Source organism: Nocardia thailandica NBRC 100428 (genome assembly GCF_000308795.1).
GTDB lineage: Bacteria > Actinomycetota > Actinomycetes > Mycobacteriales > Mycobacteriaceae > Nocardia > Nocardia thailandica.
In genome coordinates this window covers 37,103-59,721 of the sequence record NZ_BAGK01000167.1, presented here as the reverse complement: position 1 = coordinate 59,721, position 22,619 = coordinate 37,103, and the positions used below count along the sequence as shown (strand labels likewise).

At 67.8% G+C, this 22,619-nt stretch carries 57 protein-coding genes; 49 read left to right on the top strand and 8 right to left on the bottom strand.

The window, feature by feature from the left end; translation table 11 throughout:
• Position 1: 1 nt before the first annotated feature.
• The 8 genes from ON36_RS17770 to ON36_RS17745 form a co-directional block, all read right to left on the bottom strand.
• Complete coding sequence (locus tag ON36_RS17770) at positions 2-436, bottom strand: hypothetical protein (RefSeq protein ID WP_043654492.1); 435 nt, start codon at positions 434-436, stop codon at positions 2-4.
• Entirely contained in the window at positions 429-587 is a 159-nt protein-coding gene (locus ON36_RS35490; protein ID WP_169334710.1) for a hypothetical protein, read from the bottom strand. Before ON36_RS35490 ends, ON36_RS17770 begins: the two co-directional genes overlap by 8 nt.
• On the bottom strand, positions 577-1,194 hold the full coding sequence (locus ON36_RS34855) for a hypothetical protein (protein ID WP_157224918.1): 618 nt from the start codon (positions 1,192-1,194) through the stop codon (positions 577-579). Before ON36_RS34855 ends, ON36_RS35490 begins: the two co-directional genes overlap by 11 nt.
• A gap of 11 nt (positions 1,195-1,205) precedes the next feature.
• Positions 1,206-1,688, bottom strand: a complete 483-nt coding sequence (locus tag ON36_RS32820) for a hypothetical protein (protein WP_052314093.1) — start codon at positions 1,686-1,688, stop codon at positions 1,206-1,208.
• Entirely contained in the window at positions 1,685-1,870 is a 186-nt protein-coding gene (locus ON36_RS17760; protein ID WP_043654489.1) for a hypothetical protein, read from the bottom strand. Before ON36_RS17760 ends, ON36_RS32820 begins: the two co-directional genes overlap by 4 nt.
• Positions 1,871-2,095 carry a hypothetical protein gene (locus ON36_RS17755; protein ID WP_043654486.1) on the bottom strand — a complete coding sequence of 75 codons (225 nt, stop codon included), beginning with the start codon at positions 2,093-2,095 and terminating at the stop codon, positions 1,871-1,873. It lies immediately after the preceding gene.
• Between the two features lie 99 nt (positions 2,096-2,194).
• Positions 2,195-2,467 carry a hypothetical protein gene (locus tag ON36_RS17750; protein ID WP_043654484.1) on the bottom strand — a complete coding sequence of 91 codons (273 nt, stop codon included), beginning with the start codon at positions 2,465-2,467 and terminating at the stop codon, positions 2,195-2,197.
• Between the two features lie 54 nt (positions 2,468-2,521).
• The gene (locus ON36_RS17745) at positions 2,522-2,926 is read right to left on the bottom strand and encodes a hypothetical protein (protein ID WP_043654481.1); all 405 of its coding nucleotides are present in this window, start codon (positions 2,924-2,926) and stop codon (positions 2,522-2,524) included.
• Between the two features lie 322 nt (positions 2,927-3,248).
• Here ON36_RS17745 and ON36_RS36655 point away from each other — a divergent pair, with 322 nt between their 5' ends.
• The 49 genes from ON36_RS36655 (at position 3,249) to ON36_RS17545 (ending at position 22,556) form a co-directional block, all read left to right on the top strand.
• A complete protein-coding gene (locus tag ON36_RS36655; protein WP_281004868.1) occupies positions 3,249-3,374 on the top strand; it encodes a hypothetical protein in 126 nt (41 codons plus the stop codon).
• The gene (locus ON36_RS17740) at positions 3,371-3,661 is read left to right on the top strand and encodes a hypothetical protein (RefSeq protein WP_043654478.1); all 291 of its coding nucleotides are present in this window, start codon (positions 3,371-3,373) and stop codon (positions 3,659-3,661) included. The genes ON36_RS36655 and ON36_RS17740 overlap by 4 nt, the downstream gene beginning before the upstream one ends.
• 11 nt (positions 3,662-3,672) lie before the next feature.
• Positions 3,673-4,044, top strand: a complete 372-nt coding sequence (locus tag ON36_RS17735; RefSeq protein ID WP_043654476.1) for a hypothetical protein — start codon at positions 3,673-3,675, stop codon at positions 4,042-4,044.
• Positions 4,041-4,280 carry a hypothetical protein gene (locus tag ON36_RS17730; RefSeq protein WP_043654474.1) on the top strand — a complete coding sequence of 80 codons (240 nt, stop codon included), beginning with the start codon at positions 4,041-4,043 and terminating at the stop codon, positions 4,278-4,280. The genes ON36_RS17735 and ON36_RS17730 overlap by 4 nt, the downstream gene beginning before the upstream one ends.
• Positions 4,277-4,483 (top strand): hypothetical protein, encoded by a 207-nt coding sequence (locus ON36_RS17725; RefSeq protein ID WP_043654470.1) that lies wholly within the window; start codon positions 4,277-4,279, stop codon positions 4,481-4,483. The genes ON36_RS17730 and ON36_RS17725 overlap by 4 nt, the downstream gene beginning before the upstream one ends.
• Positions 4,480-4,782, top strand: coding sequence for a hypothetical protein (locus ON36_RS17720; protein ID WP_043654467.1), 303 nt, complete (start codon positions 4,480-4,482; stop codon positions 4,780-4,782). The genes ON36_RS17725 and ON36_RS17720 overlap by 4 nt, the downstream gene beginning before the upstream one ends.
• Positions 4,782-4,946: a hypothetical protein gene (locus tag ON36_RS34850; RefSeq protein WP_157224917.1), complete on the top strand. Its 165-nt coding sequence runs from the start codon at positions 4,782-4,784 to the stop codon at positions 4,944-4,946. The genes ON36_RS17720 and ON36_RS34850 overlap by 1 nt, the downstream gene beginning before the upstream one ends.
• Positions 4,943-5,329, top strand: a complete 387-nt coding sequence (locus tag ON36_RS17715; RefSeq protein ID WP_043654464.1) for a hypothetical protein — start codon at positions 4,943-4,945, stop codon at positions 5,327-5,329. Before ON36_RS34850 ends, ON36_RS17715 begins: the two co-directional genes overlap by 4 nt.
• Positions 5,326-5,484: a hypothetical protein gene (locus ON36_RS34845; RefSeq protein ID WP_157224916.1), complete on the top strand. Its 159-nt coding sequence runs from the start codon at positions 5,326-5,328 to the stop codon at positions 5,482-5,484. The genes ON36_RS17715 and ON36_RS34845 overlap by 4 nt, the downstream gene beginning before the upstream one ends.
• A 164-nt stretch (positions 5,485-5,648) precedes the next feature.
• Positions 5,649-5,915, top strand: a complete 267-nt coding sequence (locus tag ON36_RS17710) for a hypothetical protein (protein WP_052314092.1) — start codon at positions 5,649-5,651, stop codon at positions 5,913-5,915.
• Positions 5,912-6,658, top strand: a complete 747-nt coding sequence (locus ON36_RS32815) for a class I SAM-dependent methyltransferase (protein ID WP_052314091.1) — start codon at positions 5,912-5,914, stop codon at positions 6,656-6,658. The genes ON36_RS17710 and ON36_RS32815 overlap by 4 nt, the downstream gene beginning before the upstream one ends.
• Before the next feature lies 1 nt (position 6,659).
• Entirely contained in the window at positions 6,660-6,845 is a 186-nt protein-coding gene (locus ON36_RS17700) for a hypothetical protein (protein WP_043654461.1), read from the top strand.
• The gene (locus ON36_RS17695) at positions 6,842-7,309 is read left to right on the top strand and encodes a hypothetical protein (protein ID WP_043654458.1); all 468 of its coding nucleotides are present in this window, start codon (positions 6,842-6,844) and stop codon (positions 7,307-7,309) included. The genes ON36_RS17700 and ON36_RS17695 overlap by 4 nt, the downstream gene beginning before the upstream one ends.
• 35 nt (positions 7,310-7,344) lie before the next feature.
• Entirely contained in the window at positions 7,345-7,755 is a 411-nt protein-coding gene (locus tag ON36_RS17690) for a hypothetical protein (protein WP_043654455.1), read from the top strand.
• Positions 7,752-8,030, top strand: coding sequence for a hypothetical protein (locus ON36_RS17685; protein WP_043654452.1), 279 nt, complete (start codon positions 7,752-7,754; stop codon positions 8,028-8,030). Before ON36_RS17690 ends, ON36_RS17685 begins: the two co-directional genes overlap by 4 nt.
• Entirely contained in the window at positions 8,027-8,170 is a 144-nt protein-coding gene (locus ON36_RS34840) for a hypothetical protein (protein WP_157224915.1), read from the top strand. Before ON36_RS17685 ends, ON36_RS34840 begins: the two co-directional genes overlap by 4 nt.
• Positions 8,171-8,321: 151 nt before the next feature.
• Complete coding sequence (locus ON36_RS36650; protein WP_281004867.1) at positions 8,322-8,453, top strand: hypothetical protein; 132 nt, start codon at positions 8,322-8,324, stop codon at positions 8,451-8,453.
• Positions 8,411-8,779, top strand: coding sequence for a hypothetical protein (locus tag ON36_RS17680; RefSeq protein WP_157224914.1), 369 nt, complete (start codon positions 8,411-8,413; stop codon positions 8,777-8,779). Before ON36_RS36650 ends, ON36_RS17680 begins: the two co-directional genes overlap by 43 nt.
• A gap of 17 nt (positions 8,780-8,796) precedes the next feature.
• Positions 8,797-8,997: a hypothetical protein gene (locus ON36_RS17675; protein ID WP_043654446.1), complete on the top strand. Its 201-nt coding sequence runs from the start codon at positions 8,797-8,799 to the stop codon at positions 8,995-8,997.
• Complete coding sequence (locus ON36_RS17670; RefSeq protein ID WP_043654443.1) at positions 8,990-9,319, top strand: hypothetical protein; 330 nt, start codon at positions 8,990-8,992, stop codon at positions 9,317-9,319. Before ON36_RS17675 ends, ON36_RS17670 begins: the two co-directional genes overlap by 8 nt.
• Entirely contained in the window at positions 9,316-9,594 is a 279-nt protein-coding gene (locus ON36_RS17665) for a hypothetical protein (RefSeq protein WP_043654441.1), read from the top strand. The genes ON36_RS17670 and ON36_RS17665 overlap by 4 nt, the downstream gene beginning before the upstream one ends.
• The gene (locus tag ON36_RS35485; protein WP_169334709.1) at positions 9,591-9,863 is read left to right on the top strand and encodes a hypothetical protein; all 273 of its coding nucleotides are present in this window, start codon (positions 9,591-9,593) and stop codon (positions 9,861-9,863) included. Before ON36_RS17665 ends, ON36_RS35485 begins: the two co-directional genes overlap by 4 nt.
• Complete coding sequence (locus ON36_RS17660) at positions 9,860-10,282, top strand: RusA family crossover junction endodeoxyribonuclease (protein ID WP_245558119.1); 423 nt, start codon at positions 9,860-9,862, stop codon at positions 10,280-10,282. Before ON36_RS35485 ends, ON36_RS17660 begins: the two co-directional genes overlap by 4 nt.
• Positions 10,279-10,557 carry a hypothetical protein gene (locus ON36_RS17655; RefSeq protein ID WP_043654438.1) on the top strand — a complete coding sequence of 93 codons (279 nt, stop codon included), beginning with the start codon at positions 10,279-10,281 and terminating at the stop codon, positions 10,555-10,557. The genes ON36_RS17660 and ON36_RS17655 overlap by 4 nt, the downstream gene beginning before the upstream one ends.
• Positions 10,554-10,742 (top strand): hypothetical protein, encoded by a 189-nt coding sequence (locus ON36_RS17650; RefSeq protein ID WP_043654435.1) that lies wholly within the window; start codon positions 10,554-10,556, stop codon positions 10,740-10,742. Before ON36_RS17655 ends, ON36_RS17650 begins: the two co-directional genes overlap by 4 nt.
• The gene (locus tag ON36_RS17645) at positions 10,739-11,209 is read left to right on the top strand and encodes a hypothetical protein (RefSeq protein WP_043654432.1); all 471 of its coding nucleotides are present in this window, start codon (positions 10,739-10,741) and stop codon (positions 11,207-11,209) included. The genes ON36_RS17650 and ON36_RS17645 overlap by 4 nt, the downstream gene beginning before the upstream one ends.
• Positions 11,206-11,892: a hypothetical protein gene (locus tag ON36_RS17640; RefSeq protein WP_043654429.1), complete on the top strand. Its 687-nt coding sequence runs from the start codon at positions 11,206-11,208 to the stop codon at positions 11,890-11,892. The genes ON36_RS17645 and ON36_RS17640 overlap by 4 nt, the downstream gene beginning before the upstream one ends.
• Positions 11,889-12,740 (top strand): DNA polymerase beta superfamily protein, encoded by an 852-nt coding sequence (locus tag ON36_RS17635; RefSeq protein ID WP_245558118.1) that lies wholly within the window; start codon positions 11,889-11,891, stop codon positions 12,738-12,740. Before ON36_RS17640 ends, ON36_RS17635 begins: the two co-directional genes overlap by 4 nt.
• Positions 12,733-13,185, top strand: a complete 453-nt coding sequence (locus ON36_RS17630) for a hypothetical protein (RefSeq protein WP_043654427.1) — start codon at positions 12,733-12,735, stop codon at positions 13,183-13,185. The genes ON36_RS17635 and ON36_RS17630 overlap by 8 nt, the downstream gene beginning before the upstream one ends.
• A 100-nt stretch (positions 13,186-13,285) precedes the next feature.
• Positions 13,286-13,420, top strand: coding sequence for a hypothetical protein (locus ON36_RS36645; RefSeq protein WP_281004866.1), 135 nt, complete (start codon positions 13,286-13,288; stop codon positions 13,418-13,420).
• 268 nt (positions 13,421-13,688) lie between these two features.
• Positions 13,689-13,916, top strand: coding sequence for a hypothetical protein (locus ON36_RS17625; RefSeq protein WP_043654424.1), 228 nt, complete (start codon positions 13,689-13,691; stop codon positions 13,914-13,916).
• Positions 13,917-13,969: 53 nt separating this feature from the next.
• Positions 13,970-14,116 carry a hypothetical protein gene (locus tag ON36_RS34835; RefSeq protein WP_157224913.1) on the top strand — a complete coding sequence of 49 codons (147 nt, stop codon included), beginning with the start codon at positions 13,970-13,972 and terminating at the stop codon, positions 14,114-14,116.
• On the top strand, positions 14,109-14,753 hold the full coding sequence (locus tag ON36_RS17620; RefSeq protein ID WP_043654420.1) for a DUF7341 domain-containing protein: 645 nt from the start codon (positions 14,109-14,111) through the stop codon (positions 14,751-14,753). The genes ON36_RS34835 and ON36_RS17620 overlap by 8 nt, the downstream gene beginning before the upstream one ends.
• Before the next feature lie 4 nt (positions 14,754-14,757).
• On the top strand, positions 14,758-15,102 hold the full coding sequence (locus ON36_RS17615; RefSeq protein ID WP_043654418.1) for a DUF7574 domain-containing protein: 345 nt from the start codon (positions 14,758-14,760) through the stop codon (positions 15,100-15,102).
• A complete protein-coding gene (locus tag ON36_RS17610; protein WP_043654416.1) occupies positions 15,099-15,338 on the top strand; it encodes a hypothetical protein in 240 nt (79 codons plus the stop codon). The genes ON36_RS17615 and ON36_RS17610 overlap by 4 nt, the downstream gene beginning before the upstream one ends.
• Complete coding sequence (locus ON36_RS17605; RefSeq protein WP_043654413.1) at positions 15,338-15,640, top strand: cyclic-phosphate processing receiver domain-containing protein; 303 nt, start codon at positions 15,338-15,340, stop codon at positions 15,638-15,640. The genes ON36_RS17610 and ON36_RS17605 overlap by 1 nt, the downstream gene beginning before the upstream one ends.
• Entirely contained in the window at positions 15,637-16,386 is a 750-nt protein-coding gene (locus ON36_RS17600; protein WP_052314090.1) for a metallophosphoesterase family protein, read from the top strand. Before ON36_RS17605 ends, ON36_RS17600 begins: the two co-directional genes overlap by 4 nt.
• A 55-nt stretch (positions 16,387-16,441) precedes the next feature.
• Positions 16,442-17,224: a hypothetical protein gene (locus tag ON36_RS17595; protein ID WP_174377581.1), complete on the top strand. Its 783-nt coding sequence runs from the start codon at positions 16,442-16,444 to the stop codon at positions 17,222-17,224.
• Positions 17,221-17,703, top strand: coding sequence for a hypothetical protein (locus ON36_RS34830; RefSeq protein WP_157224912.1), 483 nt, complete (start codon positions 17,221-17,223; stop codon positions 17,701-17,703). Before ON36_RS17595 ends, ON36_RS34830 begins: the two co-directional genes overlap by 4 nt.
• Entirely contained in the window at positions 17,663-18,238 is a 576-nt protein-coding gene (locus tag ON36_RS17590) for an RNA ligase family protein (protein ID WP_245558117.1), read from the top strand. Before ON36_RS34830 ends, ON36_RS17590 begins: the two co-directional genes overlap by 41 nt.
• Positions 18,235-19,191 carry a phosphatase domain-containing protein gene (locus ON36_RS17585; RefSeq protein WP_052314089.1) on the top strand — a complete coding sequence of 319 codons (957 nt, stop codon included), beginning with the start codon at positions 18,235-18,237 and terminating at the stop codon, positions 19,189-19,191. The genes ON36_RS17590 and ON36_RS17585 overlap by 4 nt, the downstream gene beginning before the upstream one ends.
• On the top strand, positions 19,178-19,762 hold the full coding sequence (locus ON36_RS33610) for an NUMOD4 motif-containing HNH endonuclease (protein WP_083885199.1): 585 nt from the start codon (positions 19,178-19,180) through the stop codon (positions 19,760-19,762). The genes ON36_RS17585 and ON36_RS33610 overlap by 14 nt, the downstream gene beginning before the upstream one ends.
• Entirely contained in the window at positions 19,762-20,163 is a 402-nt protein-coding gene (locus tag ON36_RS17575; RefSeq protein ID WP_043654410.1) for a hypothetical protein, read from the top strand. The genes ON36_RS33610 and ON36_RS17575 overlap by 1 nt, the downstream gene beginning before the upstream one ends.
• A gap of 73 nt (positions 20,164-20,236) precedes the next feature.
• Positions 20,237-20,728: a hypothetical protein gene (locus tag ON36_RS17570; protein ID WP_043654407.1), complete on the top strand. Its 492-nt coding sequence runs from the start codon at positions 20,237-20,239 to the stop codon at positions 20,726-20,728.
• Positions 20,721-20,939, top strand: coding sequence for a hypothetical protein (locus ON36_RS17565; RefSeq protein WP_043654404.1), 219 nt, complete (start codon positions 20,721-20,723; stop codon positions 20,937-20,939). The genes ON36_RS17570 and ON36_RS17565 overlap by 8 nt, the downstream gene beginning before the upstream one ends.
• Positions 20,932-21,384, top strand: coding sequence for a DUF4326 domain-containing protein (locus ON36_RS17560; protein ID WP_043654402.1), 453 nt, complete (start codon positions 20,932-20,934; stop codon positions 21,382-21,384). The genes ON36_RS17565 and ON36_RS17560 overlap by 8 nt, the downstream gene beginning before the upstream one ends.
• Complete coding sequence (locus tag ON36_RS17555; protein WP_043654399.1) at positions 21,377-21,715, top strand: nucleoside triphosphate pyrophosphohydrolase family protein; 339 nt, start codon at positions 21,377-21,379, stop codon at positions 21,713-21,715. The genes ON36_RS17560 and ON36_RS17555 overlap by 8 nt, the downstream gene beginning before the upstream one ends.
• Complete coding sequence (locus ON36_RS17550; RefSeq protein WP_043654396.1) at positions 21,715-22,290, top strand: hypothetical protein; 576 nt, start codon at positions 21,715-21,717, stop codon at positions 22,288-22,290. Before ON36_RS17555 ends, ON36_RS17550 begins: the two co-directional genes overlap by 1 nt.
• On the top strand, positions 22,281-22,556 hold the full coding sequence (locus tag ON36_RS17545) for a hypothetical protein (protein WP_157224911.1): 276 nt from the start codon (positions 22,281-22,283) through the stop codon (positions 22,554-22,556). Before ON36_RS17550 ends, ON36_RS17545 begins: the two co-directional genes overlap by 10 nt.
• Positions 22,557-22,619 lie beyond the last annotated feature (63 nt).

Genomic DNA, 22,619 nt, shown 5'->3' with positions numbered 1-22,619 from the left:
GTCACGCGCCATCGGACACCGACCCCATGCGCAGGACGACAGCGGCCTTGTCGTGCTCGAAGACCTCGTAGTGGTAGCAGGGGATGTTGTGCCCCATCCGCATCCATCCGCAGTCGACGCGCTCGAAGACGGTGCCGGTGTCAGTGCCCGCGACGACGGTCCCGATGGGCAGGTGCGTGAACTCGCCGAAGTCGGTGATCTTGCGCGGCTCGGTGACGGCACGGGTGCCGGTGTCCCCGTCCGGGCCGATCGGCAGGAGGGCGAAGCCGAAATGCCGGAGTTCGTCGATGCGTTCGCGGTCCCACTCGGGAACCACGTAAGCGGGGTACTCCCACTCGGGCCGGTCGGCGTTGACGCTGTGCATGCGCCTGACGGCCACGTAGGCGTGCGGGGCATCCGGGGCAGGGATCAGCGGCTGAGGTTCGGCGCTATCCATCTCGTTTGTCCTGTTCTTGGGGATGTTTCGGTTTGCGCTGGTAGGTCTTGCCGGACGGGATCGGCTGGGCGGCGCTGGAACGGCGAAGCTCGGCCCGCTTCCGCCACGCCGCCAGGTCCGGGCGCTCGGTGGGCTGGTCGTCAGCGGTCACGGCCGGTTCCCGGGTGAACGGTGTGCAGCCAGCCGGAGTCGTCCATGCGCTGCTTCGGCTCGAACGGCGCGACCGCGTCGTGGTCGTCGTCGGGGTGCTCGTCGTGCGCCCACCAGCCGCCGGTCGGACACTCGATCCAGAACACGAGCTGAGCGCACACACGGCAGGTCGAGGTGATGTTGGGGGAGTTGACGTCAGCTCTCCTGCCGCTCGTGGAGGGCGAGCCACTCGTCGACGGCCGCGCGCAGCACCTTCGCCTCGGCGACCTCGCTGCTGTTGCGGAAGCTCTCGAACGTGGCGACCATGCGGTAGGTGGCCGCCTCCTGCCGGCTTTCGCGGCCATGTGAGCTGCGCGCGGCGAGTCGGCCGGGCCCAGCTCGTGGAAGGTGGACCAGCGGCCGCCGCTGCTGCGTGACAGCCAGGCGACGCCGTCGTAGTCGGTGCGCCGGGAGACGTTGAAGCGCTCGACGCGGCCGTCGACCTCGGCCATGATGTCCCTCTTGCCGATCTTGGTGATGGTGCCGAACGCCACGGACGCGGCGTAGCTGCCAGCGACCACGAACGCCACCGGCGCGCCCACCTCGATCCAGCTGGGAATGTCAGTCATGGGAGTCCCTTTCACGCTTCGATGAGCAGGTGGTGGCGCGGGGTGCCGGCGAGCGTCACCGCGGCGTCATGGTCGGAGCGGGTCAGCCGCTTCCTGTCGGCCTCGGTCCGCACATGCACGCCCTCCTCCCGGCCGAGCGCCTCGATGGCCTGATCGAACAGGCGGCGCCGCGAGTAGGTGGCGTCGAGCACGACGGCACGCAGGTCGGCGATCCTGACCGGGGTGTGCGCGTCGAGATCCGTGTGGAGGACCTGGTAGGCGTCGATGATCTCGGCGCGGATGACGCGGTGGCGGGCGAGGGCGGCGTCGACGCGGCCGATGGTCCACGCCTGGTCCTCGGTGTCGAGGTTGGAGGTGGCGCGGTGGCGGTACTCGAGCCAGGCGGTGTGGAGGGTGTGCTGCAGGTCGGCGACGGGCTGGTCGTCGAGGTCGGCGTTGCCGTACTCGATCTCGACAGCGGCGAGGGCGGGGATGGCGGCGGGTGCGAGGATCACGGGAGTGCCTTCCACTCGATGTCGGCGTACTCGGCGCGCCAGGTGTGCGGGGAGTCGAGCTTGGCGGCGCGCCGATTCGCTCTTGCGGCCGCCTTCCGGGCGCTTCTCGCTGTCGCCATCTCCCACTCGAACTGGACGACGTCGTCCTTGTCGACACCGACGACGCGGTAGATGCGAGGCATTCAGATCACCGTCCAGGTGTTGATGTCCGCCTTCTCCGGCGGGTACTTCTCGTACTCGTTCTCGTAGCTCGTGTCGACCAGGGTGATGCCGCTGTTGGCGCCGAGCCGGTCGCGCAGGTACTGCTGTCCGGCGTCGGTGTCGCCGTCGAAGTCGTCGGGCACGTCGAGTTCGTAGGTGTCCCAGCGGCGTACGTCGGACCCGGTTTCGATGCGGATGCGTTTCATGTCGGTCCTTCCGGTCGGTCGGTGGAGGGTTGGCGGGGTCTGTGGGGGAGCGTCGTTGGTCCCTTCCGCACGCCGTTGTGCGTCGACCCCGCCAACCGGTCAGGGGGCGGTGAGCAGCAGGAGCGTGTCGCGGACCCAGTCCTTCGCGTCGTCTCGCGTGAACGGGCCGTGGGCGAGCGCCCTGTTGGTCTCGGTGCCGTTCTCGTCGACCCCGATCACGGTCGCCCAGGTCTCGCCGTTGAGGTGGAAAACGACGCCGTGGAGGGTGCCGTCGGCGCAGGACAGGTCGGTGAACATGACCTCCCGGTCCGGGGCGCCGGGGATCGGCCGAGCGGTCCAGGTGAGCAGTTCGGGCGCGAATTCGGTGCTCATGATGTGCCTTTCGGGTTGGGGCCGGGGCGGGTGTGCCCCGGCCGGGTGGGGGTGTCAGGCGGCGACGAGGTGGGCGGTGCGGTCGTAGGCGGCGAGGCCGTCGCGGATGGCGGGGTCGGCGGGCTTGTAGGCGGCGACCTGGCGGGGGCGGTCGTGCACGAACTTCCAGATCCGCATCGGCTCGTGCGCGCCGTGGTGGGCGATCCAGGCGGCCTTGATCCGCTTGCCCGCGTGGGAGGCGAAGCGGCGCACCAGCTCGGCGTCGGCGCCGAGGGCGGTCATGGCCTGCGACACGGTGATGATCTCGCCTCGCTCGATCTGGCCGGACACCCACACACCGTTGAGGGAGCGCAGGGCGCGGACCAGGCGGACGGCCTGGGCACCGGCGAGGCGCTTGCCGATGATGCGGGCCGCAGCCAGGCGGGCGGCGCGGGTGCGGCGGTAGGTGGTGGTGATCATCTCGGGGCCTTCCGTGTCGGTGGGGGCTGGTGCGGCGTGTTCCGCTGACGACGACATTACGGTGCATTGGAATAGAACGCAAGATATTGGACGGCGTTGCCTCGATCGTTACCTGACGCATGCGCCGGCAAGCCGCTGTGGCCGCATATGTGCAGATGAATCGCGCTGGTCGGGCCGTCCCTGGCCGAGGGGTGGGGCGTGCCGAGGTGGTGAACTCGGAAAGCTCGACGCGCGAGGCCCTTGCGTAGTCCAATGCATTGGATTAGATTACGACGTATTGAAACCGGATGGCCCTCCGGAACCGCCGACGAAAGGACCCCGCGTGAGCACCACGGACCCCCGCCCCACCTGCGGGCACGAGGACTGCCAGACCTGGCGCGACATCCGCACCGGCGAGCGCGTCACCTACTGCGAGTTCGCCGAGACCCCGCTGGAGGTGGCGGCGTGACCGCCACCCAGGCCATCGCCGACCTCCTCGGCGTCACCGCCACCGACTTCCGCGGCTTCACCACCCGCGAGCCGGGCGTCATCTACGGCGAGTGCGACGAGTGCCCCTACGACGCCCTCGTCCGCATCGAGGTCGAGCACTCGCACAGCGCGGGCGCCTGGACCGACACCCACCACCTGTGCATGGAGCACGCGGCCGAGGCCATCGACACCCTCGCCCTGATCAGCGCCTGCCCCGACGTCACCGTCCACGAAGTCCTCCTCGCGGCCCCGGCCGCCGCTGCCTGAAAGGCGACACCATGCTCACCGAAACCCAGGTCCGCGAAGCCCTCGGCCTCCCCGAGAAGGACCCGCGCGTCAGCCTCGACACCGACTGGAACGGCGAGGACTTCGTCGGCACCGAATGCCACGAAGGCGGTTGCCGTCACGGCGACTCGGTCACCGCGTCGGTCCACGTCGACTGGACGCGCATCGCCTACGACGAGGACACCGACGCCCCGATCTCGCTCAGCGTGGTCGAGGAAGCGTTCTGCTTCGAGCACGCGAAGGCCGCGCTCGACCAGATCCTCGACGAGACGGCACCGTTCGCCCACGAGGACGACGTCTACATCAAGGTCGTGGTCAACGGCTGGTACCTGCGATACGCAACCCCGGCGCAGGCGGCGGCGTGAACACCCGCCACGACGCGCGGGGCGAAACCCTCTACGGCGACGCCCCGCTCGTCGACCGCGACGGCTACGCGGTCGAAGTCATCGCCGAACCCGGCGACGCCCACATGCACCTGCGCGTCGCCACCAACGCCACCGGTCCCGGCCCGAAACTCCGCGCCGACCTCACCCCGCCGCAGGTCCGCGAACTCCGCGACCGCTGCGACGCCTACCTCGAAGACCACCAGGAGAACCCGTGAAACCCGACCACTTCGAAGAGTCCATCTGGGATCCCGAACTGGAGCGGCTCGCGCTGGCCATCTACTGCGCGCTCAACAGCCTCGGCTCCCAGGCCAGCTGGCTGGCCGAGCCCAACAGCGTGCAGGCCCGCTACCTCGCCGCCGCGCTCGCCGCCCGAAACCACCTGACCGATGCGGACACCGAGAAGGGCGGCCGGGCATGAGCGACTACGACGGCCGCCGCGACGGCATTTGGCTCAAAACCGATTTCAAGGACAACGGTTTCGGTATCGATCCCGAAGGCTGCGGCTGCACCGACTGCCTCACTGGCCAGGCGTTCCATCCGAGCGACACCTGGCGGATCAGCGCAGCGATCCGGCAGGGCCGACCGCTCTACAACCGCAGCGGCCACGAAGTCATCCTCCCGAACGGCTACCGGCTCGACAACCGCGCCACGTGGCGGCCTGGCATGTTCCAGCACCACTGCCCCGGCTGCGGATGCTTCGCGGAAGGCGGCCTGTGATGACCGTGCTCGCTCTCCTCCTGTCTCTCGCCGCCCGCCGCAACCGGATGACGCAGCTCATCGGCGAAGTCGAATCCCTTGCCCACGACCTCCGCTGGCTCGGCGACCCCGACTTCGCCGACCGCGCCTACGCCATCGCGCAGAAGTACGGAGCCACGAAATGACCGACACGCAGTCCGGCGCGGACATCCGAGAGATCGGCACCGTGGAGATCCTGAAGTGGCGGATCTACCCGCTCGACGCGGCGCTCGCGGACGAACCGCTCGCCACCCATGTCTCCGTTCAGCCGGGCATCTACCCCCTCTACCGAGAAGCCGACGCCTTCTTCTGGTTGATGACCGGACAGATCAACGTCCGTGGCGCCCGCAAGATCGGTGATGGCCTGTTCGACCTGTCCGCAGGCGATGGTGGCCGCGGTCCGCAGGTCACGTTCCCGTCCAAGACGTTCGGCCGCAAAGAATTTCACGACCTCCTCGGCGACGCCTGCTGCCTGCCCGGGCCGCAGCAGCGATTGCGGGTCGACCTCAACGAGGAGGTGTCCTGGTGAACACGCTCGGCCGTCACGCCCGCGTCTGGTGGAAGCGCGACCAGATCCCCGTGAAACGCCTGCTCGCCCAGCTCGGCCGCGACCCGCTCGCCGCGCACTTCGCCACCGTCCCCCGCGACACCGACAGCCCGCCCGTCCTCGCCGGCGAGGGCTAACCGAGACCTTCCCTGCGCGACCGCGGCGCTCCACCAGAACGCCAGCGCGCGACGGCCGCCCATAGGGGAGCGAGGAGCGCGGCGCCCGAGATCGACCCTCACATCTCTCGGGCGCCGCCCCTACCAGCCAACCCGACCACACCCCGAAGGAGGATGCGCCAGCCATGACCAAGAACGCACTGCTCGCCGAGCTGCCCAAGACCGAAAACAAGAGCCACGCCACCCTCGAACGCTTCGCCCTCACCCTGCGCCGGAATCCCGGCATGTGGAAGGCGTGGCCGTTCCCGACCACCGGCAAGAACACCTGCTACAACATCGGCGCCATGGTGCGCCGCGGCGCGTACAAGCAGCTCCCCGCCGGCGAGTTCACCGCCAGCACCCGCAACCGTGTCACCTACGTCTCCTACATCGGGCAGGCGGACGCGGCATGAACACCAGCGTGAAGGTCACCTTCAGCATCGGCCACGACACCTACAACTGCGGCATCGACGACGCCCTCACCCTGCTCAACGGTGCCAGGCGCGACACGGCCTACCCGATGTTCGCCAACACCGAACTCGACGTCCACGTCGGCACGGACAATCCCTATTGGCAGCTCATTCGGTTGATGGCCCGCAACGAGCCCGCATGGCCCGGCGACGACGAGTGGCAGGTTGGCTGGTTCTCGCCGCGGCGGCCTTACCCGACAGCGAACCGCAGCGAAATGTGCAAGACCTTCGCCTGGTCGATCCCTTCCCCCGCGGACCTGCTGTGGATCAAGGCGCACCTCGGCGGACGGGACATGGTCGAGATCGGGGCCGGGGCCGGATATTGGGCGTGGCAGTTGCGGCAGCTCGGCGTCGATGTCGCGGCCTACGACAACAAGTCGTGGGAGGTCGAGCAGCAGTGGGCAGACGTACAGATCGGCGATGAAGCTGCGGCCGGGCTGCACCCGGACCGTGCCCTGCTGCTCGTCTGGCCGCCCTACGACGACCCGATGGCTGCCGCCGCGCTCAGCCACTACAGCGGGGACACGGTGATCTTCGCGGGCGAAGCGGACGGCGGCTGCACAGCCGACGACGCCTTCTACCAGGCCCTCGCCACCGGCTGGGTGGAGATCGGCCAGGCGCCCTACCACCCCACTTACTGGGGCATCCACTGCCGACTGACCGCCTACCGCCGACAGGAGGCCTGACATGACCGACACCGGTATCAGCGTCTACATCGCCGCGGTCGACGTCGAAGACGCGCGCGCCCTGTTCGCCGAGGCCATGGCAGTCGTCAGCGAAGGCGGCTGCCACAACGGAACCCTCCTGCGCGCCACCCGCGACGGCGGCTGCGCGCAGCTCTACACGCACCTTCAGCGGAGTGAACCGTCTTGAGCGAATACAGCGACACCGACTTCCGGGCGATGGTCAACCAAGACCTGCGGGACCGATTCGGCGCCGGAACCAGCTGCAAGATCCTGCGCAGGCGCGAAAACCTGCGCCGTTGGCGACATGAGCTGGTCGGCATCTCCGAGTCCATCAAACTGCAGAACGGACACGAGAACGCCATCCTGGCTGCCCACCCCGGCCGGCATCCCACTACCCCCACACGGGCGTACCTCCTGGCGAAGCAGGAAGCCAGCGACCGCAAGCGTAGGCGGCTTCGCCTCGAACAAGTCGCGCTCGAGCGAATCCGGGAGATCGACCGCCTGATCGGTCCCACGCCGATCCCCACGGTCATCCTCGGCAAGCTGGTCGGTCGTCTCGACGAAATCCGGCACAGCCTCACCAGCGGTAATACCGAGAAGGCCGCCGCGCAAATCGAAGCGCTGGCCGACTACCTCGCCGACAGCGCCTGACACACCAACCTGAACCACACGAAACGGTGAGCACCATGGATGATCGCCTGCCCCTGCTCCGCAAGATCCACACCCAGATCACGCGGCACCGCTCCACCCACAACCAGTCCTACTTCCGGCACCGGGCCGAGGGCGGTGCGATCGAGCAGTGCATCGGCGGGTGGGCGATCACCCTTTCCGGTCGCTACCGCTGGATCGGTGACCCCTGCGGCACCTACGGCCAGATCCAGGTCGAAGAACTCGACACCGGACGAATCCGTTACGCCGACACCGTCGCCGGCGAACTCCTCGGCCTCATCGAGGACGAGTCGATCTTCGTGATCGGCGCGGCCGACGACAAGACCGCACGCGCATGGCTCGAGGACCAGATCGCCGCCGCCGAACGCCGAGCCTTCGACCAGCTCACCGGCCCGCTCACCCTCGACTCGAAAGGACACCTGTCATGACCCGACACGGAGGGCTCGACTACAACTCGCCCGAATACCGGGCCGTCGAAGACGCCGCCGAAATCGCCGACTACTCCCGCCGCGGCACGGCGATGGACCTCGCGATCGACGACTACCTCACGAAGCTGCACGCCATCTGCGCGGCACGCACCGCGGCCGAAGGTCGAAAGCCCCAACCCGTGAACCCGAACGTGCAGATCGCCCGCATCCGGCGCGCCGCGAGCGCCGCACGGGCATCCAAGGCGAGCCGCAACCGGTACGGACGCGTCGCATGACCGACCATCTCGTCCTCGACGTGCTCGCAACCCGCGGCGAGCCCGGCTCGGACTGGCCGGTCTGGCTGATCACCGGGCTCGCCCTGGCCTGCTTCTGGGGATTCGTCGGCTGGGCACTGCGCTACGCGAAAGACCGCTAGCACGCCACCAGCTACGAGGTGACTGGCCGGTAACTGCACACCGCCACGAGGAGGCAACTTCCACGGAACGGGATCGCCGATGTTCTTGCATTCCAATGCAATAGACCGTAGTGTCAAGCAATGTAATGCAAGATCAGCGAGGGGGCGCAAAATGGGCAACTACCAGGAGATACACGTGACAAAACAGATCGTCCTCCGCCTCATCGGCGCCCTTGCCGGCGTCCTCCTCGTTCTCGTGGCATGCATCATCGCGCCGATCATCGCGGCGGTGAACGCCGCATGAAAAAGCAACCGAACCTGTTCGCTGGCGCCCCCTGCACCAGCGTCGAACACGAGCAGTGGATGCGCGTCCACCACGGTTCGCAGTGGGACTGGATGCTCCCCGGCGAAGACAAGCTCGCTGCCGCGGCCCGCCGCAAACGCGCCGCCGGCATCTGCTTCTCCTGCTCGGACGAAACGCGCCAGCTCTGCCGCGACCTGCACGCCAGGCTCGAAGCCGCGTCCGGCCTTCGTGTGCCCGGTGTGTGGGGCGGCCGGATCTACCGCGACAAGGAACCCATCCACCGGCCGAACCCCGACCAGCTCAGCGCATTCGGGGATGCGGCGTGACCGACATGGTGGATTCAATGCGTGACTCCGCCGCGATCGTCGCCGCCCGCCGCCGCAGCGACATGACCGGCATCGACATCATCCTCGAGCTCGGCGACACCCGCGGCATTGTCCTCAACCTGGCCGACCAGGTGATCGCCGTCGCCGCCGTCACCAAACTCGACCTCGACAAGCTCCTGGCCGTGCTCCGCGCCGGAGGGACGATGCCCGATGACTGATCACGTCCTCGCCACGGTCCGCCGCCGCAACAACGGCAGCCACGCTGCGACCTGCACGTGCGGGCACACCGAAGTCCGGCCCGACCGTGCGACCGCGACCGCGATGCTCTACCGCCACACCATCGACGCCGCCCGCGACCGGTCCTGCCCTACCCCGCACAAGAAGGGCCACGGCACCCAGGCCGAAGCCGAAGCCGCGCTCGCCCGCTTCTGGCGCGCGCAGAAGCCCGGCGCCCGCCCGACCCGCGTCTACCTGTGCCGCTGCCGCAAGTGGCACACCACCAAACGACCCGCCCCCGATCAGTCAGGACATGCAGCATGAGGATCCTGCCCCGCCGCCGGAAAGGCATCGACCACCTCGACTTCCAGCCGACCTGTGGCGACAGCCGACACCAGCACACCCCACCGGCCGCCGACTTCTGGCTCGACCAGCACGGCTGCTGGGACACCCTGACCTGCACGGACTGCTTCCAGCGGGACCACAGCTACTACAGCGGCCTGATCGCCGACGGCGGCACCGTGCGCTGCCTGGTCTGTGCCACCGACTTCACCGACCTCGACGCGCTGTTCCGGCTCACCCCGCTGAGGCTGCCGTGACCGCCCCCGCCATCGACATCAGTATCGAGCACGCCGAAGACCTCCGACCGGAGTGTGGCCATCGGCGACATGACGGCGGGTATCGGCCGACCGCGACATGTTGGGTCAACCAGCACGGCTGTGACGACATGCTGATGTGCACGCCATGCGTCAACAGGCTGCGTGGCCTGTTCGAGCGGGCCGTGGCCGACGGCTACCGAGCTGTCTGCAAGCACTGTCAGCGGGAATTCCCAGACTTCGACAGCTTCTGCACGGTGGTGCCCCTGTGACCGTCACCGTGACGATCGACCTGCCCTGGACGCGCCCGCTCCTGTCGATGAACGACCGCGGGTACACGCGCGGCGCGGCCATGGCGAAGGCGGCGAAGATCCGCGAGATCCGGCAGACCACCGTCGCGCTCGCCGTCCACGCCGACCTTCCTCGCGGCCTGGACTACGTGACCGTGCAGCTGCACTACCAGCCGCGCGACAAACGGCGCCGTGACACCGACAACCTCACCGCCACCGCGAAACCGATCTACGACGGCCTCGCCGCCGGCGGGAAGAACTTCGCCGGCTACGGCCTCGTCCCCGACGACACCCCCGGCTACATGGGGAAACCCGAACCCGTCATCCACCCGCCCGTCAAAGGCGAGGGCGGGCGCATGTGGCTCGAAATCACCTACAGCACCAAGGAGAACGCAGCATGACCACGATCATCAGCCGCCTGGCCCGGCTCATCGGAGGCCCCATGGACCACGACTACGAGCCCTACGTGCCGCGGCTCACCGACACCGCGACCACCCGCTCGGAGTACCGGTTGATGTACCGCAACCCGCAGACCGGCGAGGAATTCCACCTGCTCGCCGACGGCACCAACGTCTGGGCCCACCGCAAGCAGCTGCTGGACGCGGACTATCAGGTCGTCGTCACGCGCCGCGAGATCCACACCAGCGCCTGGGAAGTCGTGGAGCGTGCCGCATGATCGCCTACTGCTGCGAGGTCAAGTCCTGCAGCAACTCGGTCATGGTCACCAGGGCGAACGACGTCACCCCGCCCGCGCCGTGGATCGTGATCACCCAGGGCCTCGGCTACGACCACCACTTTTGCTCCATGCCCTGCCTGGCGAAGTGGGCCGCGTTCGTGCTCCCGCCGGAGGTCGCCCCGTGACCATCCACTTCGCGAACCTCACCCGCGGCCTGCTGTGCCCGCACCTGCACGGCGTCGACGTCCACTACACGCGTATCCAGTCCACACAGTGCGAGGGCAAACACTGGCCGCAGGTCCTCGCCAGCGCGGGCCCGGACCTGCTGATGGCCATGGCCCTCGGCCACGAAATCGTCGTCCACGACGTCTCCGAACGCGACCGTGAAACCCGCGCCATGTGGCAAGGATTGACGTTCATCCGCCGCACCTGCGAGACCGTGTGGGGTCTGCCGCTCACGCCGATCCCCGGCCGCGGCGGGCACGCGATGGAGACCTACTTCGACACCGAGATCTCGTGGTTGCCTCGACCGACCCGCAAGGCCATCCGCTACTACCGGCCCCACCTCGCAACCCGCGTGATCCGGGTCGAATCCTGCTGGCGCAGTGCCCGCGCGACCGCCCGGGAGGCTGGAATGGTGGCGGCGGCATGACCAGCCAGAAGGACGTGAAAGACCTCCTGGCCCGTGCACAAGCCACCGGCTGGGAGTACCTCGGCTTCGACGGTCGCAGCCACCACCAGATCCGCTGGCCCGCGACCGGCCGGATCCTGCGGATCGTCGGCACGCCGTCGGGCGGACGCCGATCGCTGGAGAACACCGAGGCCAACATCGTCCGCGTCAGCGGCGTACCGCTTCGCCCGGTCCCCGGTCCCGGCCGCACGAAGGCTCAACGCCGAGCCGACCAGCGGCGCCGCGAATCCCGCACGGTCACCATCACCGGCCCGGCCGCCGTCGTCGACGACCGCCCGGACTGGCGCGAGCAACTCGCGGCCCGCCGCCTCGACGTCGTGATCGCCAGCAGCGGCTGCTCCTGGTCCGACCTCATGGCCGGCCCCGCCGCCGAAGCCCTCACCGCGTTCGGCATCCACCGCCACCTCGACTACCGAAAGCGAGACACCGTGAGCGCACGCCACTCCGGCTACGTCATCGTCCTCGACACCGACCTGCGCGAGGACGAGGCGACCGCCACCGTCACCGCCCTGTCCATGGTCCGCGGCGTCGCGTCCGTGACCCCGATCCACGCCAACCTCGACCAGCAGATCGCCGCGGAACGCCGTGACATCGCATGGCGGCAATCCCTGATCGACCTCGCCCGGAAAGGCCCAGCAGCATGACCACCACCTACCAGTGGCCCGACAACTCCACGAACACCATGTCGCACGGCAGCGACCGCAACGCCGAGATCGCCCGCAACGGAATCGTCCTGCTCGGCCAGGTCGGCTCCGGCCTGCACGGCGTCACCACCGGCAACGACGACCGCGACGAGATGGGGGTCTGCATCGAACCGCCCACGATGACCTTCCCGATCACCAAGGGCGGCGGTGCCCTCTTTGAGCAGTACATCTACCGCACCCAACCCGAAGGCCACCGATCCGGCACTGGAGACCTCGACCTGCTCGTCTATTCGCTGCGCAAGTGGAGCGCGCTGGCAGCGCAAGGCAACCCGACGGTCCTGCTGCTCGCGTTCATTCCGCCCGCCGAGATCGTCGTCCAGACCGACATCGGCCGCGACATCCAGGCGTACCCGGAACGCTGGCTGTCGCGCGAGGTAGCGAAGCGGTTCGGCGGGTACCTCATCTCCCAGCGAGACCAGCTGCTCGGCGTGAAGTCGAAGAAGCACACCAATCGACCCGAGCTGGTCGACGTGTACGGATTCGACACCAAGTTCGCCTACCACATGGTCAGGCTCGGCCTCCAGGGCGTGGAGCTGCTCACCACCAGCCGTATCACGCTCCCCATCCCTGAACCCGACCGCACCTGGCTGTCCGAGCTGCGCCGCGGCGAGCACACCAAGGAGGAAGCGCTCGACCGTGCGGCCGACCTGCTCGACCAGCTCAACCAGCTCGCGGTCTCGGCCGACCTGCCGCCCGAGCCGGACCAGGCCGCGATCGACCGCTGGCTCACCGACACCTACATCAGCTCGTGGGAGCAGCGCGGCCTGATCGGTGGCCGTCGTGGATGAGCCCGACATCTCCCCGTACCAGGCACGCCTGTACGGGGCGGTGATCTACGGTCACGACCGCGCGCGGCAGAAGGCCAGTCGGCTGCTGCGTGTGGTGTGGAGGTCGCGCCGCTTCTGGCAGGAGCGTGCACTCAAGGCGTCGGCCGAACGGCGGGTCGCGGCCGATGTCGCCGAGGCCATCGACGACAGCCACCGGGCGACGAACCGGCGCCTGGCCGAGGTGGTGGAGTCCTGCACGCACTGGCAGGCCCGCGCGCTCGAGGCCGGCAGGCTCCTCGACCTCGTCGGTGCACTGTGCGAGGCAGAGCAGCGGCGCGCGGGGATCGTCGACGCGTTCGTGCGAACCGACATCCTGCTGTACGCGCTGTACGGCGAGGGGCCGCCGCCGCCGGGATGGCCCGAAGTCCGGATGGCGGCGGAACGCATTCTCCGCGAAGCGGCCTGACCGATCCTAGGAATTGCCCGTCACCTTTTCGGTGGCGGGCATTTCTGTGTTAATCGGGTTTGACTCCGTCCATATTCTGTGAGTGAGATGGAGGAATGTGATGAGCGAACGCGAAGACGTGAACAGCCCGCGCGAATATCAGCCGCCCGGATACCTCGACCCGACCATGCCCGGCCGACCCTGGGTGCCGTTCCGCGACCCGGAGGACGAGCCAGATGAGCCGGATTGCAACTAGCCTCGCCGCCGCTGGCCTGGCCGTTCTCGTCTGGTGGATCGTGGTGCCCACGTTTCTCGGCTCGGTTATCGCGGCGTCAGCGGGTCTCGATGACACCGATTGACAAAGGCGTGATCGCACTCATCTGCGTATCCCACGGATGCGAAATCTGGCGCGGCCGACACGTCACCCCCGAAGAATTTCGGGCTCTCCAAATCGTGCACGCCCTCCAGCATTCCCACCGGCTAGTCACCCCCGCCGACCTATTCGGCGAAACGGAGAACGATTCATGACCACCGCCCTCGTCGTTGCCGCGTTTGTATTCGCGACAGTCACCCTCGCCGCCAGCCTCGCGTCGGTCTGGTTCCTGTGGCGTGCCGACCGACGGCAACGGCCGATCGCCATGCGCGGCAAGCCGATGGTCGCCTGCGTCGACATCGCTGACGCGTTCGACGCCGCGAAGAGCATCGACAAGGTCGCAGCGATGATGCGCCTGCGCTACACGGCGGGCCGTTGAAACATCCCAGGCCGCGCCCGCGCGAGCACCGCACCCGACCCACGGAGCACGACATGACCGATCTACCGGAGTACGCGAACGGCGGCCTGGTCCACACCGGCGAGTTCGTCACCAGCACGACGGACTACCCCGAAACGATCGTCTCCGCCTGCGGCTATCCGTGGGGCAAGACCGAACCAGAGGACGAGCAGCGTGAGTGAAGACGATCTGGTCGTCGGCCACCGCCGCGCGCTGGCCGACGCCGTCCACGCCCTCGTCGGCATGCAGGTAGAACGCGTCGAGCGCGACGGCCGCCAGGTATCGGTCCCGATCGACTCGCTCTACGACCAGCTCGCCGAATCCACCCACGGCCAGCAGCAGGACGGCAGCGGCGCCCGCCGGCCCGAACCCGGCTCCCGCGCGCCCGGCTGGGCTGACGCGCTATCGCTGCTCGAGGTGATCGACCGCCGGGTAGGGGAGTGGTCGATCGGACAGGCCAGCGTGCCCGGCCGGGCTGTGACACCGCGCCGGCTGTACGCGCTGGCCGACCACCCGTGGGCGCCTGAGGATCTCGCTGCTGTACGGCGGATGACACGGCAGGTGCACGAGTGGGCGCGGCGGGTGCGTGCGCTGCTGGACGAGGAACGAGAGTGGGAGCTGCGGGCAGCCTGCCCCTCCTGCGGTGCCTTAGATGTCACCACGCGAAACGGTGCAGGTGAAGAAGTCCGCACCTACGCCCTGCGCGCGAATCTCAGCTCCGCACAGTGCATCGCCTGCGGAACCAGCTGGGCGCCCGAACAGTACCGGCTCCTCGGTGCGCTCATCGGCGCGCCGCTCCCCAACGGAATCCTGGAGTAACCCAATGCGTGAGAACATGTACTACGCGCCCGAGCAGTACGGGCTCACCATCGTCGGCACCCTCGACTTCTCCGACGGCTTCTACTGCTTCGACTACACGGTCGTATGGCAGGACAGCACCACGCACCGCCTGTACATGGCGGACGATTCCGGTTGCTCCTGCCCCAGCCCGTTCGAGGACACCGCAGTGAACGATCTGACTGAGATCACGACGCCGCAGGTGCTGATCGCACACCTGAACAAGCGCCTCGCCGAAGCGTCGCACCCGTCGTGCGATATGGGAGAGATCGGCGCACTCATTCAGAAAGCCCGCGACGTCGGCAACTTCAGGATTGAGTCTGCTGCATGATCATCCACTGCCCCGGCATGTTCTGGTGGTGCCTGGCCGACAACATCGCGCACTCGGTGCTGCGGGTGCCGCTCGACCAGGACCTGTGCGACGACGCTGACGACTGGCCCGATGTGCCCGACCACTGGGGGTACCGGATCTGCCGCCGCCACGACGCCGCCCTCGAACGCGCAGCGCGCCGCGAACTCTACGGCGACCGCGCGCGGCGCATCCGCCAACTCGGGTGGGGTCAGTGATGAGACTGTTCGTCGACGACGAGCGGCCCGCACCCGAGGGCTGGGAGTTGATCACCGATTTCCGGGAAGCGGTCCGCCGCATCGACCAGTGCCGCGAGAAGGGCGAGCCGTTCGAAGGGTTGTCGCTGGATCACGACCTCGGCGGCGAGGACACCACCCGCCCGATCATCCGCTACCTCTGCGAAGAGGACTACTGGCCCGCCGTGCTCCGCGTCCACACCGCCAACCCGGTCGGGCGCGAGTACCTCGCCGGCATGGCCCGCAGGTACGGGCCCGCCACGATGAAGGTGATCGACCGATGACGGGCTGGGAGACGGTCGAACCGTCGCGGATCGCGGTAGCGGGAGATTGGCACGGCAACCAGTACCATGCCGCCCGCGCTATCCGTTACGCCGCCGAGCAAGGCGCCGAAGCGATCCTGCATGTCGGTGACTTCGGCTACGACTTCCACCCCAAGTTCCTCGGCCGGGTCGAACGCGTCCTCCGCGAGACCCGTCTGCCGCTCGGGTTCGTTGGCGGCAACCACGACTCGTACGACTACCTCGATCCGCGCGAAGCCGAGCGCGGTGTCACCGCGATCCCGCTACGCGACCGCCTCTACTACCTGCCCCGCACCTACCGCTGGACCTGGTCAGGGGTGTCGTTCCTGGCGCTCGGCGGCGCGCACTCCGTCGACCGGCCCTGGCGCACCCCCAGCCGCGAGTGGTGGGCACGCGAGACCATCACCATCGGCGAGGCGGTCACCGCGGCCAACGGCGGGCACGCCGACATCATGATCTGCCACGACGTCCCCGACGGCGTCCGCATCCCGAGCATCGAGGGCAACCCGATCGGGTTCCCGGACGCGGAGCTCGCGGCCGCGCAACGACACCGGGAACTCCTCGCCCGCGTCGTCGACGAAGTCCGGCCGCAGCACCTGTTCGCGGGCCACTACCACTGCCGCCTCGACGCGCCGCTCATCGGCCGCGACTACCGGACCGAGGTGCACATCCTGGACATGGACGACAGGTCGATAGCGGACAACGTTATGCTGCTCAACCTGCGATAATCCAATACAGTAAACGGCATTGCAATGCATTGGACCGTAACGTACTGTTTCGGGCATGGCACTCACCACACCCAAGAACGCGAACTACGCGGCCGTGGTCGTCCAGCTGCCCGCGGTGAACGAGCTGGCCGGCTGCGACAACATCGCCGGCGCGCCGCTGCTGGGCTACCAGGCGATCGTCGACAAGACCCGCGCCGCCGGTGATCTCGGCGTCGTGTTCACGGCCGAGACGCAGCTGTCGGAGGAGTACGCGCGGGCCAACAACCTGCACCGCGAGCCCAGCCTGAACGCTGACCAGGCCGAGAAGGGCTACCTGGAGCGCAACCGCCGCGTCCGAGCGATCAAGCTCCGCGGCCACCGCAGCGACGCCCTGTTCATGCCGCTCGAGTCGCTGGCCTACACCGGGTACGACGTGACGAAGCTGCGACCAGGCGACACCTTCGACGCCCTCGACGACCACGAGATCTGCCGCAAGTACGAGCGGCCCGTGAAGGGCAGCGGCCGGGTGTCGGCGCAGGCCAAGGCGACCAAGAAGTTCGTGCGGGTCGACGCGAAGTTCCTGCCCGAGCACTACGACACCACCCGCTACTGGGGCAACGAACACCTGATCGACCCGGAGGCGCGGGTGGTGATCACCCAGAAGCTGCACGGCACGAGCATCCGGATCGGCAACACCATCGCGAAGCGGAAGCCGACCTGGCGTGACAAGCTCGCCGCCCATTGGCTGAAGGTGCCGGTCGCCGAGTACATCTACGACACCGTGTACGGCAGCCGAAGGGTCATCAAGGACCCGAAGGCGGAGCAGAACCACTTCTATGGTTCGAAGGTGGACCGTTGACCCCGGAAGAAACCGCTTGGGTCGCTGGACTGCTTGAAGGGGAAGGCTGCTTCCTCATCAAGGGCAACGGTGGGCTTGCTGTCAACTGCACGATGACTGATCGAGATGTCATCCAGCGCCTCTGCGACGTTGTCGGCTACGGCTCGGTCCGCGCAGAGGCACTCCGTGAGGGGCGCAAGCAGGCATACACGTGGCGAATCGGAAACCGTCGCGAGGTGCTCAACGTCGTGACAGCGATTCTCCCGTACATGGGTACACGAAGGTCGAACCGTATCGGCGAGATGTTGGCCCACAACGAGACCCGACCTCCACGGCGACAGGAAAAGGGGCGGGTCCAGCACGGCACCCGCGCGATGTACGGCCTCTACTCCTGCCGCTGCCAACCGTGCAAGGACGCGGAAAACACCTACTCGCAGGACTATCACCGGAGGAAGAAGCATGCTGAAGAAGCTGCTGGCGCGGGCAACTGGAAAGACTGATACGGCAGCCGATTTCAACGGCGACGTCTGGACGCACTACGGGCGTCGCCTCGACGGTCTGATTCCCGAGGGGTTCGTCGTTTATGGCGAACTCATCGGCTGGACGCCCGAGGGCGAACCGATCCAGTCCGGCTACACCTACAACGTCCCCCAGGGCGAGGCTGACCTGTACGTGTACCGTGTCGCGCACGTCAACCCGCAGGGCCTGATCACCGACCTCGCGTGGGGCCAGCTCGTCGAGTGGTGCGCGAACCTCGGCCTGAAGACGGTGCCGGTGTTGACGGAGTTGGCGCACAAGGATTTCGACCCCGCCGACTGGATCGACCGCCGCTACTACGACGAGGGCTACGGCCAGGCGGTCCCGCTGTCGGGGTCGAAGAAGCTCGTCGACGAAGGCGTGTGCATCCGCACCGTCGACACCCTGCACCCGACCACACTGAAGGCCAAGTCGCCGATCTTCCTCCAGCACGAGACGAAAGCCCTCGACGACGAGAACACCGTCGACCTGGAGGCCGAAGGTGGGGTCGCAGCATGACCGCCACCGATCTGGTCGACGTGATCCCGGTCCCGGCCAGCCCGCGGGTGATCATTCCCCGCGGCTGGCCGGGGGCGGGGAAGTCGAGCCTGTTCCGGCGGATGCACGCGGACAACCCCAACCTGGCTCGGGTGTCGCGGGACGACCTGCGCGCCACCCTGTTCGCCGCGGAGGGCCGACTCACGCACGCGCAGGAAGAGATCATCTCGAAAGCCGAACGCGCCCAAGCAGCGGCCCTGCTCGACGGCGGCTACGACGTGTTCGTCGACGCCATGAACCTGCGCGCCCAGTGGACACGCGGCTGGGCCAACTTCGCCGCCCTGCACGGCGCGGACGTCGAGGTGATCGACCTCGAAACCCCCGTAGACGAATGTGTCCGCCGTGACGCCGCCCGCGGCGCGGATGGCGGCCGGACGGTGGGGGAGGACGCGATCCGCGCGCTGGCCAAACGCTTCCCGCGCAAGATGTGGGCGCCGGTCGAACCGTCCCCGGACCTGTACTTCTACCCGGTGCCCTACGAGCCCGACCCGTCGCTGCCGCCTGCGTGGATCGTGGATGTCGACGGGACGCTCGCGCAGAAGCACCCGGACCGCGACATCTACGACTACAGCCGGGTCAAGGACGACCTGCCGATCGCGCACACCATCGAGGTCGTGCAGAAGCTGGCCGCCGACTCCGCGATCATCGTGCTGTCCGGCCGCGACTCCGACTGCATGACCGAGACCGCCGACTGGCTGCTCAACCACGGCGTCATGTTCACCGAGCTGCACATGCGCGCCGCGGGCGACAAACGGCCGGACTACCTGGTGAAAAGCGGCTTGTTTGACGAGCACATCCGGAATCGCTTTCACGTGCTGGGCGCATTCGACGACAGACTTTCCGTGTGCCGCCTCTGGTACCGACTTGGCGTCCCGCTGATGCGGCTGGGGGTGCCTGACCATGACGACTTCTGAGACGTGGCTGCCGGTAGTCGGCTACGAGGGGCAGTACGAGGTTTCAGACGCTGGCCGAGTCCGGTCGTTGGATCGACTGGTCCGGTGTCGTGGAGGTGCGCTCCGCACCTCACGCGGTCAGATCCTGGCGCCTATCGGCATCAACGCGCTGGGCCATGTGAGCGTGCATCTGGCAAGTCGCGGAAAGTCCACCGCGACGTTGGTCCATCGCATCGTTGCGATCGCGTTCTTGGGCGGCCCGTTCGAGGGAATGGAGGTGTGCCACAACGACGGTGACCCGCGCAACAACGCGGTGTCCAACCTCCGGTGGGACTCACACTCTGAGAACCAGCGGGACCGCCGGCGCCACGGAACAGACCACAACGTGAACAAGCGCGAGTGCCCGCGCGGCCACCCTCTCGAGCACCCGAACCTCGTCATGGCCCTGTGGAAGAAGAAGGGCGGCCGGACCTGCTTGGCGTGCGCGCGTGCACGGTGCCGCGTCTGGCATCACCCGGAACTTGATTTCGAAGCGGTTGCCGATGACTACTACCGCGCCATTTCGGCCACCAATCCAAGGAAGGCAGCCTGATGAACTTCACTGACCTGCCCGGTTCTGAGTGGGTATCGAAGGACGGCAAACGCGCGGTTGTCGTGGTGGACATGCTGTTCGCGTCGAAGTGGGATTGCGAGCTGCTGGTGAAAGGCACTTCCGGGTCGACTCGGGAGCGGCGCACGAACTACAGCAGCCTGCGGTCGAAGTACCGCCGTGTCGACACCCCAGCGCCGACGATGGTCGAGTTGCAGGCCCGTGTCGCCGAGCTCGAGGAGTTCGTCACCGACCTCGCTGGCCACGGGCTCCGATTCGACCTGAACCCGACCATGCAGATGGGCAGCGTCGAGCAGCTGTACACGGGGTTCGCCCACTACCTGGTCCGCGCCGACGAGTCGATCCGGCAGCGCGCGGCCGAACTTCTCTCCGAGGAGGCGTGATGGACATCTGGATCTGGATTTCCCTCGCCGTTGGCTACGTCATCGGCGTCGTGACCACCCGAGGAGGACGACGATGAGCGACCGCGACACCCTGGCCGCCGTGATCCTGGGCAGCGGCCTGAACCTTGACCGAGGCCCGTACGTCGAAACCTGGCCGGAGGACGAGCGGGAGTACCACCGGCGCCCCGACTGGCCCAGCTTCGAGCACCGCGCTCACGCGATGCAGGAATACCGCCGCGGGAAGCTCGCCGCGTCCATCCTCGCCGCGGGCGTGCGTCCACCCGCCCGCGAGATCACCACGGCCGCCGAGGCCGACACGCTCCCCGTCGGCACGATCCTGTTCCACGTCGACTGCCCGAACCCCGACCCCTGCATCTGGCGGCGCGCGTGCAGCCCGTCGGAAGTCGAGGACGAGATCGACGGCGGCACACACGACCACATCCATTGGGCGGCGTGGGGCGACGAGGACGAGCGCTACGACGGCGCAGACCTAGAGGGCCACGCCGATTGCGGCGGCCCCCTGCTGGCCGTGTACATCCCCACCGAGGAGGACGGCCGTGGCTGACCGCGTTGAGCACTGGACCGAGACCGCCGACCGCGTGTGCGCCGACACCCTGCTCCTGCTCGGCGAGGGCGAGGACGGCCGATGGTACGTGCGCCAGCTCCGCGGGGACCACTACCGGCGCGTCAGCCGATGGCACCCGCTGTACTGGCTGGCCTACATGGGATCGCGGATGACGCGCCGGCTGGTCTGGCTGGAGGCCGACTATGCCTGAGCGCATTCAGCGGAAACGCACGAAGGGCTGGAAGATGCCCGACGGCGCCGTCTACGTCGGGCGCGGCACGAAGTGGGGCAATCCGTTCGTCGTCGGCCAGGCCCAGATCCGTGTCCCCGGCGTCGCCGCCGACTGGGAGTACGAGGGCCGCCTGCACAAGACCACTGGGCAGCGGACCTTCTTTTGCACCGGCACGGATGACGCCGGAATACCGGTCGGGTTCTGGCATGACGTGCGGCTCGCTACCCGCGATCAGTGCGTCGAGCTGTACCGGCTGTACGTCCTGGGCCGCGATCTGGACAACCTCGGCCGCGGTGAACTGCTCGCCCACGTGCGCGCCGAGTTGGGTGGCCGGGACCTGGCTTGCTGGTGCCCGCTCGACAAATCCTGTCACGCCGATGTCCTGATCGAGATCGCAAACCCGAAGGAGACCGACCTTGGCTGAGACGTTGGACGGGTACCAGTCCCGCGCGGCCGACACTGCGATCTATCCCGGCCAGGGCGAGCTCACGGGCTTGCTGTACTGCGCGCTGGGCCTCGGCGAAGCAGGGGAAGTGCAGGGCAAGGTGAAGAAGCTGCTGCGCGACCACGCCGGCGAGCTCACCGTCGTGCAGCGGGACGCGATGGGTAAGGAGCTGGGTGACCTGCTCTGGTACGTTGCGATGACCGCCCACGAACTCGGCCTGTCGCTGGGCGATATCGCGGTCGCGAACCTGGCGAAGCTCGCGTCCCGCCGGGAGCGCGGCGTGCTCGGAGGAAATGGGGACGACCGCTGATGTACAAGTCGCTGAGCATCCCGCGTCTCGGGTGGATGTCGATTCAGACGCACTATCCGGAGTGGTCGACGGGGTCGCGGTGGTCTCACTCGCGCGGCCGGTTGACTGAGCATGTGTGGTGCATCCCGCTGTGGCGGTGGGACATCGAACTCCACGGCCGCGGCAAGACATACCGTGAGCTGACCGGCCTGCCGCCGATGTCGCTCGACTGGATCCTTGACGAGTTCGATGCGAGCTTCAATGATCTCGCGATCGCGTCGCTGCGCTACCACATGGACCACTCCGTCGTGCAGTGCCCGCCCGAGCGCCGTGCCCACTATCAGGAGTTGGTCGACCGCCTGTCAGAAGAGCCTCCGCGCTTCACCGACGCCGAGTTGGCGATCCTGTACCCGCCGGGCCGGACCAGTGAGGACTACTGGGAAGTGCTTCCGAACGGCCTTCGTCGGATGATTCCGCAGACACCGGAGGAGGAGGCGGTGCATGAAGCGCTCCGTGAACGCACCGCGGCCTACAACGAACGCATTCGACAGGCCCGCCACGACTTCGTCGACATCATGCCCGAGTTGTGGAGCTGATTATGTACTACTGCCCGGACTGCAACACCCTGCTCGGCGACTCGACGACCGAGCGGCTGGCCGACCATCGGCTGTGGCATCACCCGACGGCCGGGCAGCGCGCCGCGGTGCTGGCCGATATCCACCGGTACGGGACGGCGGTCGAGAACGCGACGGCGCGCGGGGACCTGCTGTTGGTGCGGTCGCTGCTGGACACGCTCACCTTGCTGATCCTGCGGGCGAAGGCGTACCTCGATGCGCAGCTCACCGAGGAGGTGACGTCGTGACCAGCCTCGGCGTCGGGGGTGGCGGCAACTAAAGTTGGCGTAGCGCAACTATAGTTGGCGTGG